General features: G+C 73.7%; 15 protein-coding genes. 3 read left to right on the top strand and 12 right to left on the bottom strand.

The window, feature by feature from the left end; genetic code table 11:
* Positions 1-7 precede the first annotated feature (7 nt).
* The 3 genes from Q7T52_RS18820 to Q7T52_RS18830 are packed head-to-tail and all read right to left on the bottom strand — an operon-like array spanning position 8 to position 3,072.
* Positions 8-514, bottom strand: coding sequence for an Hsp20/alpha crystallin family protein (locus Q7T52_RS18820; RefSeq protein ID WP_304805081.1), 507 nt, complete (start codon positions 512-514; stop codon positions 8-10).
* Positions 515-559: 45 nt separating this feature from the next.
* Positions 560-1,498: a glycine betaine ABC transporter substrate-binding protein gene (locus Q7T52_RS18825; RefSeq protein ID WP_304805082.1), complete on the bottom strand. Its 939-nt coding sequence runs from the start codon at positions 1,496-1,498 to the stop codon at positions 560-562.
* Complete coding sequence (locus Q7T52_RS18830) at positions 1,495-3,072, bottom strand: BCCT family transporter (protein WP_304805083.1); 1,578 nt, start codon at positions 3,070-3,072, stop codon at positions 1,495-1,497. The genes Q7T52_RS18825 and Q7T52_RS18830 overlap by 4 nt, the downstream gene beginning before the upstream one ends.
* 144 nt (positions 3,073-3,216) lie before the next feature.
* Between Q7T52_RS18830 and Q7T52_RS18835 the strand changes: the two genes are divergently transcribed.
* On the top strand, positions 3,217-4,299 hold the full coding sequence (locus tag Q7T52_RS18835; RefSeq protein ID WP_304805084.1) for an acyltransferase family protein: 1,083 nt from the start codon (positions 3,217-3,219) through the stop codon (positions 4,297-4,299).
* On the opposite strand, the gene Q7T52_RS18840 is transcribed toward Q7T52_RS18835, so the two are convergent.
* The gene (locus tag Q7T52_RS18840) at positions 4,247-5,395 is read right to left on the bottom strand and encodes an LLM class flavin-dependent oxidoreductase (RefSeq protein ID WP_304805085.1); all 1,149 of its coding nucleotides are present in this window, start codon (positions 5,393-5,395) and stop codon (positions 4,247-4,249) included. The two genes, Q7T52_RS18835 and Q7T52_RS18840, sit on opposite strands and share 53 nt — an antisense overlap.
* A gap of 146 nt (positions 5,396-5,541) precedes the next feature.
* Here Q7T52_RS18840 and Q7T52_RS18845 point away from each other — a divergent pair, with 146 nt between their 5' ends.
* Positions 5,542-7,206, top strand: a complete 1,665-nt coding sequence (locus tag Q7T52_RS18845; RefSeq protein ID WP_304805086.1) for a bifunctional 3'-5' exonuclease/DNA polymerase — start codon at positions 5,542-5,544, stop codon at positions 7,204-7,206.
* A 267-nt stretch (positions 7,207-7,473) separates the two neighbouring features.
* Here Q7T52_RS18845 and Q7T52_RS18850 read toward each other — a convergent pair whose 3' ends face one another.
* From Q7T52_RS18850 to Q7T52_RS18880, 7 genes are all read right to left on the bottom strand, one after another.
* Positions 7,474-8,157: a response regulator transcription factor gene (locus Q7T52_RS18850; protein ID WP_304805087.1), complete on the bottom strand. Its 684-nt coding sequence runs from the start codon at positions 8,155-8,157 to the stop codon at positions 7,474-7,476.
* Positions 8,154-9,419 (bottom strand): sensor histidine kinase, encoded by a 1,266-nt coding sequence (locus Q7T52_RS18855; RefSeq protein WP_304805088.1) that lies wholly within the window; start codon positions 9,417-9,419, stop codon positions 8,154-8,156. Before Q7T52_RS18855 ends, Q7T52_RS18850 begins: the two co-directional genes overlap by 4 nt.
* Positions 9,420-9,429: 10 nt before the next feature.
* Positions 9,430-10,389, bottom strand: coding sequence for a D-alanine--D-alanine ligase (locus Q7T52_RS18860; protein ID WP_304805089.1), 960 nt, complete (start codon positions 10,387-10,389; stop codon positions 9,430-9,432).
* A complete protein-coding gene (alr, locus tag Q7T52_RS18865) occupies positions 10,386-11,504 on the bottom strand; it encodes an alanine racemase (RefSeq protein ID WP_304805090.1) in 1,119 nt (372 codons plus the stop codon). The genes Q7T52_RS18860 and alr overlap by 4 nt, the downstream gene beginning before the upstream one ends.
* Entirely contained in the window at positions 11,501-12,130 is a 630-nt protein-coding gene (locus Q7T52_RS18870) for a M15 family metallopeptidase (protein WP_304805091.1), read from the bottom strand. The genes alr and Q7T52_RS18870 overlap by 4 nt, the downstream gene beginning before the upstream one ends.
* 78 nt (positions 12,131-12,208) lie before the next feature.
* Positions 12,209-12,631 (bottom strand): alternative ribosome rescue aminoacyl-tRNA hydrolase ArfB, encoded by a 423-nt coding sequence (gene arfB / locus Q7T52_RS18875; protein ID WP_304805092.1) that lies wholly within the window; start codon positions 12,629-12,631, stop codon positions 12,209-12,211.
* Between the two features lie 5 nt (positions 12,632-12,636).
* The gene (locus Q7T52_RS18880) at positions 12,637-13,062 is read right to left on the bottom strand and encodes a CoA-binding protein (RefSeq protein ID WP_304805093.1); all 426 of its coding nucleotides are present in this window, start codon (positions 13,060-13,062) and stop codon (positions 12,637-12,639) included.
* 352 nt (positions 13,063-13,414) lie between these two features.
* Here Q7T52_RS18880 and Q7T52_RS18885 point away from each other — a divergent pair, with 352 nt between their 5' ends.
* Positions 13,415-14,137 (top strand): sigma-70 family RNA polymerase sigma factor, encoded by a 723-nt coding sequence (locus Q7T52_RS18885; RefSeq protein WP_304805094.1) that lies wholly within the window; start codon positions 13,415-13,417, stop codon positions 14,135-14,137.
* A 364-nt stretch (positions 14,138-14,501) separates the two neighbouring features.
* Here Q7T52_RS18885 and Q7T52_RS18890 read toward each other — a convergent pair.
* A partial coding sequence (locus Q7T52_RS18890) for an enoyl-CoA hydratase-related protein (protein WP_304805095.1) occupies positions 14,502-15,048 on the bottom strand: 547 nt, incomplete at its 5' end.

Raw genomic sequence — 15,048 nt, forward strand, 5'->3', positions numbered from 1 at the left:
GGGGGAGTCAGGCGGGGTCGCCGCCCACGTCGACGGTGCGCGCGGTGGCCTGCGAGCGGTCGGCCAGGTCGATCCGGGTGCTCGCGCGCGGTCGTACGGCGCCGCGCACGCTGATCTCGACGAGCCCGGCGTCGAACTCGGCCGTCACGTCGGCGGCCTCGGTGCCCTCGGGGAGGGCGATGACCCGGCGGAAGGTGCCGTAGAACCGCTCGCGGACGTAGAACTCGGTGCCGCCGTCGGGGTCGTCGGCGGCCCGGGTGCCCGAGACGGTGAGCGAGCCGTGGTGGAAGTCGATGTCGATCTCGGACGGGTCGACCCCGGCCAGCTCGATCCGGATCACCAGGTCGTCGCCGCGGGCGAGGATGTCGGTCGGCGGCACCCACGCCGAGGCGTGGGTGCGCTCGGAGACCTCGGCGCCGTGCTCGGTGCCGTGCACGCCGAGCGTGCGGAGCCGGCCGAGCTCGGTGACGAAGTCGGTGACGCCCTCGAAGGGGTTGCGTCGCTCTGTGGCCACGGTGGGCCTCCTGTCGTGCGGGCGGGATGGGGGTGGGGGTGGGGATCAGTCGAGGTCGAGCGGCGTCATCAGGTCGACGCTGCGCAGGAACGCAGTGGCGACGGCCTTCTCGTCACGCCCGTCGGTGACCTGGGCGTTCATCGCGACCATGGCCTCCTCGGTGAGCGAGCGGTTGACGGTGCCGACGACGGTGAGGAACGCGTCCTTGTCGATGGAGTCGAGCTTGTCCTCGCCGACCACCATGACGACGTTCTGCGACCCGAAGAGCAGCTCGGGGTCGTCGAGCAGGCGGTAGTCGCCGTCCTCGAGCTGCGGGTCGGTGGTGAAGGCGTCGACCGCGTCGACCTCGCCGTCGTCGAGGGCGTCGTACTGCGCGCCGAGGTCGAGGGGGACGAACGTGGTGTCGTCGAGGCCGTAGACGTCGGCCAGGCCGGTGAGGCCGAGCTGGAGGTCCTCGAACTCGGGACGGGCGCCGAACCGTACGGCGCCCTGGGCGGCGAGGTCCTCGATGGTCTCGAGATCGTTGTCCTGGGCGTAGGTCTCGGTGACCGCCACGGCGTCCTTGTTCTCGAACGGCGTCCTCTCGCTCATCACCATCTTCTGACCGGCGTAGAAGGCCTTGGCCTTGGCGTAGGTCGCGTCGGGGTCGAGCCCGGTGACCTCCTCGCCGGCGACGACCGAGAGCACGGTGCCGGTGTAGGCGACGTAACCGTCGATCTCGCCGTCCTTGAGGGCCTGGTCGAGGTCCTCGGCCGGACCGACGCCCTTGCGGAGGTCGACGGCGTAGCCGTTGACGGCCAGGGCCTGGCGCCAGAGCTCACCGAGGATCCGCGCCTCGGGGAACTCCTGGGTGCCGAGGGTGACCCGCAGCCCGGCGCCCTGCGGCTGCGACGAGGCGTCGCGCTCGTCGTTGGCGTCGCCGCAGGCCGCGAGCAGGCCGCAGCCGAGCAGGAGAGCGAGCAGGGCTCCGCCCGCGCGCCTCACGCGTCGCCCCCGGGGGCAGCGACGAGGACCTCGGGCCGCTCGTCGGCGTCCTTGCCGTCCTTGCCGGCCTGGGCGATCTCGCGGTGCTCCTCGCGGAGCGCCTTGACCCACGACCACGCGACGAGGACGAGCACCACGGCGAACGGCACCGACCCCAGCACGGCCGCCTGTTGCAGGGCGACCAGCCCGCCGACCAGCAGCATCGCGCAGGCGATGCCACCCATGAGGACGCCGAGGACGACGACGACGATCTTGGACGGGGCGAGCGAGCCGCGGGAGGCCATCGTGGCCATCACGACGCTGGCGGCGTCGGCGCCACTGATGAAGAACAGGGCGATGAGCACGACGCAGAGGGCCGAGCTGATGACGGGCAGCGGCAGCGCGTCGAGGGCGGTGAAGAGCGACAGCTCGGGGGTCGCGAGCGACCCCAGGATGTCGGCCTTGCCGTCCTGCTGCAGCTGGATCCCGGTGCCGCCGACGACGGCGAACCACAGGAACCCGAAGCCCGTGGGGGCCGCGACGACGCCGATCACGAACTCACGGATGGTGCGGCCGCGCGAGATGCGGGCGACGAACATGCCGACGAACGGGGCCCACGAGGCCCACCAGGCCCAGTAGAAGATCGTCCAGCCGGCCATCCACTGCTCGTCGCCGACGCCGGTCTCGAGCGACATCGGGAAGACCTGCAGCACGTAGTCGCCGATCGACTCGATGCCGTTGGAGATGACCACGACGGTCGAGCCGCCGACGACGAGGAAGAACAGGAACAGCCCGATCGTGGCGAAGGAGCCGAGGTTGGCCAGGAAGTTGATGCCCTTCTCGACACCCGAGGTCGCCGAGACGAGGAAGAGCCCGGTCACCGCGATGATGATGACGACCGCGACGGTGTTGGACTTGGGCACGTCGAAGAGGTACTCGAGGCCGCTGTTGAGCTGGAGGCCGTTGAGGCCGAGCGCGGTCGCGGTGCCGAAGAGGGTCGCGACGATGGCCAGCCCGTCGACGACGCGGCCGATCGGCTTGGTCGTGACGTCAGGTCCGAAGATCGGGGTCAGGGTCGCGCTGACCAGCGTGGGCAGGCCCTTGCGGAAGCTGAAGTAGGCCATGGCGCCGCCCATGACGGCGTACATCGCCCAGCCGTTGAAGCCCCAGTGGAAGTAGGTGTAGCGCAGCGCCGTGAGGGCGGCCTCCTCGCTCTGCGGCTCGGCGAGGCCGTGCGGCGGCGCGCTCCAGTGGGTCACCGGCTCGGCGATCCCGTAGAACAGCAGCCCGGCGCCGAGGCCGGCGGCGAACATCATCGACACCCACGAGAAGGTGCCGAACTCCGGGCGCGAGTCGTCGGGCCCGAGGCGGGTCCTGCCCCACGGGTGGATGACGAGGAAGACGCACAGCGCCAGCGCGCCGAAGGCGAGCAGGATGAACGACCAGCCGAAGTTGCCGATGACGAAGTCGAGCGCGGTCTTCATGACGCTGCCGAGCGACTCCGGTGCGAACAGGCCCCACCCGACGAAGCCGGCGATGAGAACCGCCGAGCCCCAGAACACCCAGGGGTCGACGCCCTTGAACAGGCGGTTCATGCTGCCTCCCACATCGATCTGCACCATGTCACGTGACAAAGTGCGGGGACTGTATCGCAGACGGACGGGTCCTCGTACCTGCGACCAGGACGGCGGCACCTGCGGCCGATCCCCGGTGCGGGGCGGTCCCGCGAGCATCGAGCCATGACTGATCCGCAGACCGGACGGATGCGCTGGGCCGACGTCGCCAAGGGCGTCTGCATCGTCCTCGTCGTGCTGTGGCACGTCACGCGCAAGGACTACCTGCAGCTGCCGTGGGACCTCGGGGTGCCGGTGACCGGCGCGTGGGGGCAGATCTCCGAGGTGCTGCTGCCGGTCCGGATGCCCTTGTTCTTCCTGATCTCGGGGCTGTTCGCGGCGCGCCAGCTCGACCGGCCGTGGGCGCGGGTGTGGTCGGGCCGGGTGGCGCCGGTGCTCTACCTGTTCGTTCTGTGGACGCTGGTCCACACAGTCGTCCTGCAGCTGACGCCGGGCTTCGACACCGCGGTCGCCGACGGCCCCCTCGACCTGCTGGTGCAGCTGACGGTCACGCCCGGCAACCTCTGGTACCTGCTGGCCCTGGCGGCGTACGTCGTCGTGGCGCGGGGCACGCGCCGGGTGCCGCACGGGGCCCTGGCGGCGGCGCTGCTGCTGAGCGCGGTGGCGGCGGCCGGCGTCGTACCGACCCCGGGCAACCGCTACGGGCTGCTCACCAACCTCGTCTGGTTCCTGCTCGGGACGCGGGTGCCGCGCCTGGGACCCGTGGTCGGACGGCTGACCCGGCCGCGTGCTCGGACCGTCGTGGTGGCCGTGGCGGCGTTCGCGGTCGGTGCGGTCGCGTGGCAGGCCCTGGGTGCCGGCACCTGGTTCGGCGTCCGACCGGTGCTGGGGCTGCTCGGCATCGCCGCCGGGACCGCGGTCGCGTCGGTGGTCTCGCTCGTGCCGCGGTGGGGCGAGGTGCTCGCAGGGCTGGGGAGACAGACGCTGCCGGTCTACGTGCTGCACCTGCCTCTGGTGGCGCTGGTGCACCTCGGGTCCGCGCGCCTCGTGGGCGAGGGATCGTGGGCCGCGGGGTCGCTGCCGCTGGCGCTCGGCTACCCGGTCGTGGTCTCGGTGGTCGTGGTGACCGCCTGCCTCACGCTGCACCGGCTGCTGGTCGCGGCCGGGGCGGGGTGGCTGTTCGTCGCGCCGTGGCTCACCGCCCCGCAGCGGCAGCAGCGGCGAGCCGCTCGCGCACCAGCGGGATGATGTAGCGACCTGTGTCGACCGCGCCGTCGAGGTCGCCGGCGCTCGGGAGGCTGACGATGTCGGCGCCGAGCCGGACGTAGGCCTCGATGGCGGTGGCGATCGTGTCGGGACTGCCGACGAGCAGCGACGAGGCGCCGCCGGCGCCAGCGATGCTGCGCGGCATCCAGAGCGCGGTGTCGTGGTGCTCGCTCTGCTCGGCGATCTCCTGGAGCCGCACCGACCCGACGTTGGTGCGGGGCTCGCGCTTGGTGTCGTTGGTCGGCCAGAGCCTGCCGGCCGAGCGCTCGACCAGCCGCTCGGCCTTCCGCCAGGCGAGCTCGTCGGTCTCGGCCACGACCGGGCGGAAGGTGACCCAGAACCGGATCTCCGACGGGTCGCGGCCGGCCGCGGCGGCCAGGGTCCGGACCCGGTGGATCTGCTCGGCGGTCTCCTTGAGCGGCTCGCCCCAGAGCGTGAAGATGTCGGCGAGTCGCGACCCGACGTCGAACGCCTCGTCGGAGGCGCCGCCGATCGAGATGGGCAGCGGGCCGCCGGACAGCGGCTGCGAGCCGGGACCGAACTCCTCGAAGCGGTAGTGGTCGCCGTGGTGGGAGAACGGCGCGTCCTCGCGCCAGACGCGGCGCAGGATCTCGATGTACTCCGCCGAGCGCGCGTAGCGCTCGGACTTGGGCAGGTAGTCGCCCTGGCGCCGCTGCTCGGCGTCGCTGCCGCCGGAGATGACGTGGACGATCGTGCGCCCGCCGCTGAGGTGGTCGAGCGTCGTCAGCGCCTGGGCGGCGACGGTCGGGTGGCAGATGTTGGGGCGCAGCGCGACGATCGTCTTGAGCCGCTCGGTCCGGGCCAGCACCCGCGACGCGATGGAGAACGGGTCGGCGCCGTCGGAGCTGTAGCCCAGCAGCGTGTAGTCGAAGCCGTAGTCGTCGAGCGTGCGCGCGAAGCGGTCGGTCCGCGCCGGGTCGGTGCCCTTGCGGGCGCTGCCACCGCCCTTGGCCGTGATCGCCTGGAGGAACGAGTGCACGAACTCCACCTGACGGGCGGCGCTCGGCTCCGGGTCGGGAGTCGCGCTCGCGCGGTCCTCGCTGACGCTCGTGGTCACGTGCGGCTCCTCTGGTCGGCTCGTCCTCACGCTAGGGAGGCGCCGTCGGGCGGTCCAATAGGAACCCTCCATCGGTACGGATCACAGGAAACGATGCGTCCGCGTGGGGCGGGTCGGGTGTCCCCGGTCGGTGCCAGGGTGGGGCCATGTCCCGCGTCTCGCTGTCGCGCCTGCCGGGTGAGCGGGTGCTGGTCGTCGACGGTGGTGACGGCGCCGAGGGAGACACCACCGAGCTGGGCCTGGGCGACCTGCCGGCCCACGTCGCGGAGCGCGAGCCCGACGGGCCGCGCTGGGTGTGGGACGACACGGCGCGCTGGTACCCGCCGCTGCTGGCGGCCGGGGTCCGCGTCGCGCGGTGCCACGACCTGCGCCTGGGCCACCACCTGCTGCGCCGGGCGCCCGAGGTCGACGGGGCCCTGCTCGACGGCGAGCAGTCGGAGCACTGGGACCGGCTCGGGCCGACGACGCCGTCCCACCCGGCGCTCTTCTCGGTCGACGACACGGCCGAGCACCTGCGGGCCGACCTCGAGGACGCCCGGCAGCTCGCCGCCGTCGCCGCGTCCGCCGAGGCGCCCCGGCTGGGTCTCCTGCTGGCGGCAGAGTCCTCGGGCGCGCTCGTCGCCGCCGAGATGACCCACGCCGGCATCCCGTGGCGGGTCGACGTGCACGAGCGGCTGCTGGCCGACCTGCTCGGGCCGCGACCGCCGCGCGGCGCCCGGCCCCAGGGGCTCGAGGCGCTGGTCGTCGAGGTGCGCGACGCCCTCGGCGCCCCGGGCCTCAACCCTGACTCGCGGCCCGAGCTGCTCGCGGCGCTGCGCCGGTCCGGTCTCGAGGTCGCCGACACCCGCGCCTCCTCGCTGCGCGCGCTCGACCACCCCGGCATCGCGCCGCTGCTGCGCTACAAGCAGCTCGCGCACCTGTTCTCGACCAACGGCTGGTCGTGGATCGACCAGTGGGTGCGCGGTGGCCGTTTCCGGCCGTCCTACCAGCCGGCCGGCTCGACCACCGGTCGCTGGTCGTCCAACGGCGGGGGAGCGCTGTCGATCCCGGTGCAGGTCCGACCCGCCGCCGTGGCCGACGACGGCTGGGTGCTCGTCGTCGCCGACGTCGCCCAGCTCGAGCCGCGCGTGCTGGCCGGCATGAGCGGCGACCGCGCGCTGGCTCGGTCGGCGCGTGGAGCCGACCTCTACCAGGGGATGGTCGACGACGGCGCGGTCGCCAGCCGCAACGATGCCAAGCTCGGCCTGCTCGGGGCGATGTACGGCGCCACGAGCGGCGAGAGCGGCCGGATGCTCGCCGGCCTCGCGCGGCGCTACCCTGACGCCTTCGGGCTCGTCGAGGACGCGGCGCGCGCCGGCGAGCGCGGCCAGGTCGTCCGCACCCTCCTCGGGCGCGGGTCTCCCGGCCTCGGCGAGGCCTGGGACCGCGACCCCGACGACCCGCCCGCCGACCCCGACAGCCAGGCCCGCCACCGCCGCGCCTACGGCCGCTTCACCCGCAACTTCGTGGTGCAGGGCACCGGGGCCGAGTGGGCGCTGTGTTGGATCGCCGACCTCCGCAACCGGCTCTGGCGCCTGGGTGGCTCCGGCCCCCTCGTCGAGCGCCCACACCTCGTCTTCTTCCTCCACGACGAGGTCGTCGTCCACACCCCGGCCGCCCTCGCCGACGCGGTCGCCGCCGAGGCCGCAGCGGCGGCCTCCACCGCCGCGGGCCTGCTCTTCCGCGACCTCGCCATCGACTTCCCGCTCAACGTCTCTGTCGTCCGCTCCTACGCCGACGCGGGCAAGCCGGGTGTCGTCGTTCAACCGTGAGCGGTGCTCTCACCTATCCATGCTCACGGTGGTCTCCCCGCGGGCTCGACCATCGTGCTGACACGGTGGTCGAGCCGCGGGGACGGAGTCGCCGTGTGTCGAGACCGCCGCAGGTGCAGGTCGACCTGGGTATGTCGGCTGCGGGGGTCTCGACGCGGGCTCGCTGGGGCTCGCCCGGCTCGACCACCGTGGGGGTCACCACGTCGCTGCGCGGTGGTCGAGCCGCGGGCTCGCCCCGCTCGACCACCGTGGGTGCCGGGTCGGGGGTCAGGTGAGCCCGTGCTCGTGTGCGTAGACCACGATCTGCACGCGGTCGCGCAGGGCGAGCTTGCGCAGGATCGCGCCGACGTGGGTCTTGACGGTCGACTCCGAGGCAAAGACGAGAGCACCGATCTCGGTGTTGGAGAGGCCGCGGGCGACGGCGGCGAAGACCTCGCGCTCCTTGTCGGTCAGCTCGAGGTAGGACGTCGGGGTCGGCGTCGGTGCGACGAAGCTGCCGGCCATCAGGGCGGTGAGGTCGCCGGGAGCGAGGACGGCGTTGCCGGCGTGGACGGTGCGGATCGCGTCGCGCAGCTGGATCGGCGTCGTGTCCTTGAGGAGGAACCCGCTCGCGCCGTGGCGGATCGCGGTCGCGGCCCGGTCGTCGAGGTTGAACGTCGTGAGCACGACGACCCGCACCGGACCGGCCCCGGCGGCGGTCCGTCGCGCGACCCGGTCGGCCGCGAAGATCTGCCGGGTCGCCTCGACCCCGTCCATCTCGGGCATCCGGATGTCCATGAGCACGACGTCGGGGGTCAGCTCGTCGACGAGGTGGACGGCCTCGAGGCCGTCGCCGGCGGTGCCGACCACGCTCATGCCCTCCTGGGCGTCGACGATGACGCGCACGCCCTCGCGGAAGAGGTCCTGGTCGTCGACCAGCAGGACCCTGATGTCGGTCGGATCGGGAGTCATCGCGGGCCCAACGGTATCCACGCCGTCACGGTGAACGTCGTGGTGGCGTCGTCCTCATCGCGGCGGCGTACGTCGAGCCGGCCGCCGACGGCGCCGAGCCGCTGCCGCATGCCGTCGAGCCCGGAGCCCCGCCGGTCCGTGGTCTCGCCCGCCCCCTCGATGCCGTTGCGCACCTCGACGCGCAGCTCGTCGGACAGCGAGTCGTCGGGCCAGTGCCGCTCGACGAAGACCGGCTCGTCGCGGCGGCCGTGCCGGACGGCGTTGGTGAGCATCTCCTGCAGCACGCGGTAGGCCGTCACCTCGAGCTCGGGGGGCAGCGGGCGCGCCGTACCGAGCTCGCGCACGACGACCTCGTGGCCGCCCGCGCGGACCCCGTCGACCAGGGTGTCGAGGGGGCGCGTCGCGACGGGGTGATCGGGGGCGGACAGCACCTGGCGCACGTCCTGCAGCGACGACCGGGCCGAGCCGGCGATCGTGGCCATCGTCTGCTTGAGGGCGGCGGGGTCGTCGGGGAGGTACTGCGCCGACTCGGCCTGCGCGAGGATCACGGCCAGCGAGTGGCCGACGACGTCGTGCACGTCGCGCGCGAGCCGGGCCTGCTCGTCGCGGAGCCGGGCGATCTCGCGGGCCTGCTCGGTCTCGCGGACCGCGACCGCCGTCTGCTCCTCGGCCCGCTCCTGCGAGGCGCGCGAGTCGCGGGCGCGCAGGGCGAAGCGGATGGTGAGGCCGGCCAGCCAGGGCGCCGCGAGCACCGTGCCGGCCGCGGCCAGGCTGGTGGCGAGACCCCCGGTGCTGCTGGCGTAGAAGAGGTCGCCGACCCGCTGGCCCAGGGGCGAGGCGGAGAACGTGTCGTAGCCCTGGCCGACCAGGGTCGCGACGCCGGCCGCGACGACCAGCGGGATCGACATCCCGCCGGCCACGACGGTGGCCGCCCGGCCCCAGCGCGCGGTGCCGAACATGACCGCCACCAGGAAGATCTCGACGAACATCGGCTGCACGCCGGACACCAGGTGCAGCGCGGCGAGCACCCAGGCGATGGCCAGCGCCGCCGCCGGCGCGCGCCGGCACAGGGCGACCGCGATGGCGGTCATCGTCGCGACGATGACGAGGTCGGACCGCGACCCGTTGAAGACCTCGGTGGTCACCGTCTCGTAGGCACCGAGCACCAGCACGACGGCTCCGAGGACGAGCCCGCCGGTCCACTCGCCGAGCCACTCGCGCAGCCGGCCGCCACCGTCGTCGTTCCGTGGGCCGCTGGACATCGCGGCGACCCTACCGAGGGGCGGCGAGGGCGTCGCGCACCAGGACGTCGAGCAGGTCGGCGTAGGACAGGCTGGCGGCAGCGAACATCTTGGGCACCTGCGACTGCTCGGTGAAGCCGGGCATCGTGTTGACCTCGTTGAGCACCGGACCGTCCTCGGTCCAGAAGAAGTCGACGCGGGCCACGCCGGCGCAGCCCAGCGCGTCGAAGACCGCGACGGCGGCGTCCTCGAGGGTCTTGGTGTCGGTCTCGTCGAGGGCGGCGGGGATGTGGAAGTCGGCGGTGCCGCCGTACTTGTCCTCGAAGCCGAAGATGCCACCGGGTGCGACGACGATCTCGAGCGTCGGCGCGACGACCCGGCTGCCGTCGGCGCGGCCCAGCACGGCGACGTCGATCTCGCGGCCGACGACGACGTCCTCGACCAGCACCCGGGAGTCCAGGGCGAAGGCCGCGGCCAGCGCGTCGTCGAGCTCGTCCGCGCTGGCGACCAGCGAGACGCCGTGGCTCGACCCGGCCGCGACGGGCTTGACCACGACCGGGTGGGTCCAGGCGTACGCCGACCGCGTGGCCGGGGTGAGCAGGACACCGGGCGCGGTGGCGACCCCCACCGCGGCGGCGACGAGCTTGGTCGTCCACTTGTCCATGGCCAGGGCCCCGGCGCGCACGCCGGACCCGACGAACGGGAGGCCGGCCAGGTCGCACAGGGCGGCGAGCGTGCCGTCCTCGCCGTGCGGGCCGTGCACCACCGGCAGCACCACGTCGCAGCGGCGCAGCAGGCACGCGGCGCCGGTGAGCCCGACCGGCCTGCCGCCGCCGTCGAGCCAGGTGCCGTGTGGGTCGATGGTCAGCCGGACGACCTCGTAGGCCGCGGGGTCGAGGGCGGCCGCGACCGCCGTCGCGCTCGCCAGGGAGACCTCGTGCTCGCAGCTGGCTCCGCCGCCGATGACGGCCACGCGGGTCCGGGTGCTCATGAGCGGGCCACCCGGGCGCCGATGCCGGTGACGATCTCGTGCTCGATGGTGCCGGCCCAGGCGGCCCACTCGGCGACCGTCGGCTCTCCGTGGTGACCGGGGCCGAAGACCGTGGCGACCGTCCCGGGGAGCACCGCGTCGTCACCGAGGTCGACGACGACCTGGTCCATCGAGACGCGTCCGACCACCGGCCGTCGCCGTCCGGCCAGCCAGACCTCGGCGCGGCCGCCGGTCGAGCGGGGCAGGCCGTCGGCGTAGCCGAGCGGCAGCAGGGCGAGGGTCGTGGGGCGGCCCGCGTGCCAGTCGTGGCCGTAGCCGACCGAGGTGCCAGCCACGACGCGGCGGGTGCCGACGGCCGGCGCGGTGAGGGTGAGGGCGGGGGAGAGGCGGGTGGTCCCGCTCGGGTCGATGCCGACGAGCCCGGCACCGACCCGGCTCATCGTGTGGAGCGCCGCGGGGTCGGTCAGGGTGGCGGCCGTGGCGGCCAGGTGGCGCAGCGGCGGCCGGAGCCCGGCGGCGCGGGCGACCCCGAGACCCCAGGCGTACGCCGTCCGCCCGGCCGCGTTGGCCGGGTCGTCCGGCACGTCGGCACAGCCGAGATGACCCATGACCCCGACGACGCGGAGGACGCCCGACCGCTCGGCCCGGCGTGCAGCGCGGCAGAGGGCCGGCCACTCGCTCGGTGCCGCACCGTCGCGCGCCATGCCGGTGTCGAGGTGGAGGTGGACCCGGGCCCCGATGCCGGCGCGGGTGACCGCCTCGAGGTGCGCGAGGCTCGGGACGGCGACGTCGACGCCCGAGCCGACCGCGGCGACGAAGTCGGCGTCGACCGGGTTGAGCCAGCTGAGCACCGGTGCCCGGAGGCCGTCGGCGCGCAGCGCCAGCGCCTCGCCAATGCTCGTGACCCCGAGCCAGGAGGCGCCGTGGGCCAGGGCGGTGCGCGCCACGGCGGACGCACCGTGGCCGAACCCGTCGGCCTTGACCACGGCCATGAGCGCCCCGGGCGTGCGGGCCGCGAAGGTCCGGGTGTTGGTCGCAATGGCGTCGAGGTCGACGGCGAGACGCGGTCCGGTCGCGGCGCCGGCCGTGAGGCGGTCGGTCAGGAGCGCGCTCATGAGAGGGGGCCGTAGGGAGCGTGGGCCGCGCCGGTGACGAGGGCCCAGTAGCGGTCGCCGAAGGACCAGTGCCACCACTCGGTCGGGTAGTTGACCAGGCCAGCGCCGCCCAGCGCGTGCGCCATGAGGTCCCGGTGGGCGCGGGCGTCGGCGCCGATGCCGTCGGCGGCGGTCCAGCAGCGGCCGTCGCTCTGCTCGGGGGTCGCGTCGATCGGGGTGCCGAGGTCGAGGTCGTCGCCGCACGCGTCGACGAGGGTGAGGTCGACCGCGGCGCCGGCGACGTGCGGCGCGACCTCGACCGGCGAGACGAACCGGCTGGTCAGCACCCGCAGCGCGGCGTCGTCGACGTCAGGGTGCAGCACGCGCAGCTCGGCGGAGTACGTCGCCACGATCGCCGTCTGGTCGACGACCGAGCGGTGGCCCTCGACGACCCGCAGCCCGATCCCGGCCGGGAGCCGGCTCGCGGCGACCGCGAGCCGCTCGGCCAGCCCGCGGCGCACCGGCTCGCGGGTGGGGGAGAGGTGCCGGGGCAGCCGCACGAGCGGCTCACCGGACTCCGCGACAGGGACGGCGACGACGCGCGGGTCCGACAGCAGGATCGTGGAGGGGAGGATCTGGATCGTCACGTCGACGACGCTACGAAGCCGCCGACCTGGCGGGATCGGTCGGAGGTGCCGGTCGGCTGCCCGCAGGTACCGGCGGTCTCAGTCGTCGCGGACGCGGCCCCGCAGGGCCTTGGTGGAGCCGCGCTGCTTCTTGGCCTCGAGCCGGCGCCGCTGCGACCCCTTGGTCGGCCGCGTCGCCCGGCGGGTGGGCGGCGGCGGGAGCAGCGCGTCGCGGAGCCGGGAGGCGAGGCGCTCGCGCGCGGCCACGCGGTTGCGGTGCTGGGAGCGGTGCTCGGAGGCGACGATGACGACCGGCGAGCCGACCCGGCCGACGACCCGCGCCCGCTGGGCGTCGGTGAGGGCGGTCGAGGTGAGGACGTCGTACTCCAGCTCGACGCGGCTGTCGGTGGTGTTGACCGACTGGCCGCCCGGCCCCGAGGACCGGCTGAAGCGCTCGACCAGCTCGACCGCGGGCACGACGAGGCCGGGCCGTACCTCGAGCTCGTCGCCGGGACCCGCCACCGGGCTCAGCGCTTGCGGAGCTCGATGGCCGGGCAGGTGTCCATGACCATGGCGACACCGGCGGCGCGGGTGCGCTCGAAGGCCGCCTCGTCGATCACGCCGAGCTGGAACCACACGCCGCGGGCACCGATGGCCACCGCCTGGTCGGCGAACTCGCCTGCCGCCTCGGAGCGTCGGAAGACGTCGACGACGTCGACCGGGAACGGCACGTCGGCCAGGGTCGCGTAGCCGGTCTCGCCGAGCACCTCGGCGGCGTCGGGGTTGATCGGCACGATCCGCTTGCCGCGCTGCTGCATGAGGGAGGCGATGGACCACGCCGTGCGGTCGGTGTTGGGCGTCAGGCCGACGACCGCCCAGGTGGCGCAGTCGTCGAGCATCAGCGAGACCGCGCCGGGGTCCTGCCAGTCGGAGGTGGTCGGAGTGGAGGTCACGTGCCCACGCTACCCACCGCATAGCGGGAGCCCCCAGGGGTACGACGCGGGCGGAGAGCCGCCGAGATCCCCCCACTCGGCGGCTCTTCCTGCACGGTCCCGACCGCGCCGCAGCCTGAGACCTCCTTGCGAGGATCTTGAGGTTATCTTTCGGTCTTTTTCCGAGAACCTATGCAGTTCACCCCTGCGTGTGGAAACATCAGTCACAGCGGGAGCGCATCTCACTCCGGTCACGCAAGACGTCAGACAGATGAATCTCGGGGCAATCCGCAAGGGTCCCCAACCGGAAGGTAGCTCGCACATGGGGTCGAGTCGCACCATCACTGATGCACGTCGTCGCGTCGACACGGCAATGCTGCTGTCGCGCGCCCGAGCCAGCCGCGGCGACGCGCGAGCGCGCTACGAGGACGAGGTGATCCGCCTCAACATGGTGGTCGCCACCGACGTGGCCCGCCGCTACCACGGCCGCGGCATCGCCGCCGAGGACATCGACCAGGTCGCCTACCTCGGCCTCGTCAAGGCCGTGCGCGGCTTCGACCCGACCGTGGGCGACGACTTCCTCAGCTATGCCGTCCCGACCCTGCGCGGCGAGATCCGCCGCTACTTCCGCGACGCCGGCTGGGCCGTGCGCCCGCCGCGCTCGGTCCAGGAGGTGCAGGCCCGGGTCACCCAGGCCGACGCCGAGCTGACCCAGCGCCTCGGCCGCAGCCCGCGCCCCGCCGAGATCGCCGTCCACCTCGATGCCCCGCTGACGCTCGTCGTCGACGCCCTGTCGGCCAGCGGCTGCTTCAGCCCCGTCTCGCTCGACGCCCCCCGCCCCGACGGCGAGGCCGTCGACTCCCCGCTCGACCGGATGGGCGACCTCGACCCCGCCTTCGCCAGCGCCGAGGCCCGCCTCGCGCTCCGCCCGCTCATGGAGTCGCTGCCGCTGCGCGACCGCCGCATCATCGAGCTGCGCTACTTCGAGAACCGCACCCAGGCCCAGATCGGCGCCGAGGTCGGCGTCAGCCAGGAGCAGGTCTCGCGGCTGCTCACCGGCATCCTCCGCAAGCTGAGGGCTTCGCTGGCTGCCTGATTGGTCCGTCCTGCGTGATTGGTCCGTCCTGTGGGGACGGCGGTTCCCGCCGCCGGTCGTCGTGGGGCGCAGGCGCGTGGCACCGGCCGTCCGCCGGGCGGTCGCCGTGTTCCCCGGTCGTGCGCCGGCGGACGGCCGGCACCACGCGCTGAGCCGCGCCCCACGACGACCGGCGACGGCAAGAAATCCGCCGTCCCCACAGGACGGACGTGCGCCCTGTGGTCGATTCGGCCTGTGGCCCGGGCGCCTGTGCCTAGATAGTGGCTTTGCCCGAACCCCGGCCTACCTAGTCCCTGACGTAAATCATGTTCTCAGGCCACAGAACCTTGATCTACGTCAGGGACTAGCCCGCCGGGGGCCATGGTCAGGACTCCGGGAAGATGCGGGGGAGGTCGGAGGCCTTGCCGGTGAAGTGGGGGGTGCGCTTCTCGCGGAAGGCGGCGACGCCCTCCTTGCCGTCGCCGATGGAGGTGTGCCACATGGCCACCGAGTCGGAGAGGTGGGCCTCGAGCGGGTGGTCGGCGGCGCCGTTGCCGTAGACGAGCTGCTTGGCGAGCGCGAGCGCGACGGGGGAGCGGTCGACGACGAAGGAGCGGGCGAGCTCGAGCGCCGCGGGCAGCAGGTCGTCGGGCTCGTGGACCGAGCGCAGCAGCCGGCCGGCGAGGGCCTGCTCGGCCGTCAGGATGTCGGCGGCGTAGACCCACTCCAGCGCTTGCTGGACCCCGACGATCCGCGGGAGGAACCAGGTCGACGCGGCCTCGGGCACGATGCCGAGGCGGCCGAAGACGAAGCCGATGCGCGCCTTGGTCGAGGCGAGGCGCAGGTCCATGGCGAGGGTCATCGTCGCGCCGATGCCGACCGCCGGGCCGTTGATCGCGGCGATCACCGGCTTGGGCAGCGCGTGGATCGCT

This window comes from Nocardioides sp., from assembly GCF_030655615.1.
In the GTDB taxonomy this organism is placed as follows: Bacteria; Actinomycetota; Actinomycetes; order Propionibacteriales; family Nocardioidaceae; genus Nocardioides.

What these genes read in the sequence shown, in the direction of transcription:
- Q7T52_RS18860 (WP_304805089.1), bottom strand. Translation starts at nt 10,389, where the DNA reads ATGAGCACCCGGACCCGCGTGGCCGTCATCGGCGGCGGAGCCAGCTGC.
- Q7T52_RS18850 (WP_304805087.1), bottom strand. Translation starts at nt 8,157, where the DNA reads ATGACTCCCGATCCGACCGACATCAGGGTCCTGCTGGTCGACGACCAG.
- Q7T52_RS18830 (WP_304805083.1), bottom strand. Translation starts at nt 3,072, where the DNA reads ATGAACCGCCTGTTCAAGGGCGTCGACCCCTGGGTGTTCTGGGGCTCG.
- Q7T52_RS18885 (WP_304805094.1), top strand. Translation starts at nt 13,415, where the DNA reads ATGCTGCTGTCGCGCGCCCGAGCCAGCCGCGGCGACGCGCGAGCGCGC.
- Q7T52_RS18855 (WP_304805088.1), bottom strand. Translation starts at nt 9,419, where the DNA reads ATGTCCAGCGGCCCACGGAACGACGACGGTGGCGGCCGGCTGCGCGAG.
- Q7T52_RS18835 (WP_304805084.1), top strand. Translation starts at nt 3,217, where the DNA reads ATGACTGATCCGCAGACCGGACGGATGCGCTGGGCCGACGTCGCCAAG.
- alr (WP_304805090.1), bottom strand. Translation starts at nt 11,504, where the DNA reads ATGAGCGCGCTCCTGACCGACCGCCTCACGGCCGGCGCCGCGACCGGA.
- Q7T52_RS18845 (WP_304805086.1), top strand. Translation starts at nt 5,542, where the DNA reads ATGTCCCGCGTCTCGCTGTCGCGCCTGCCGGGTGAGCGGGTGCTGGTC.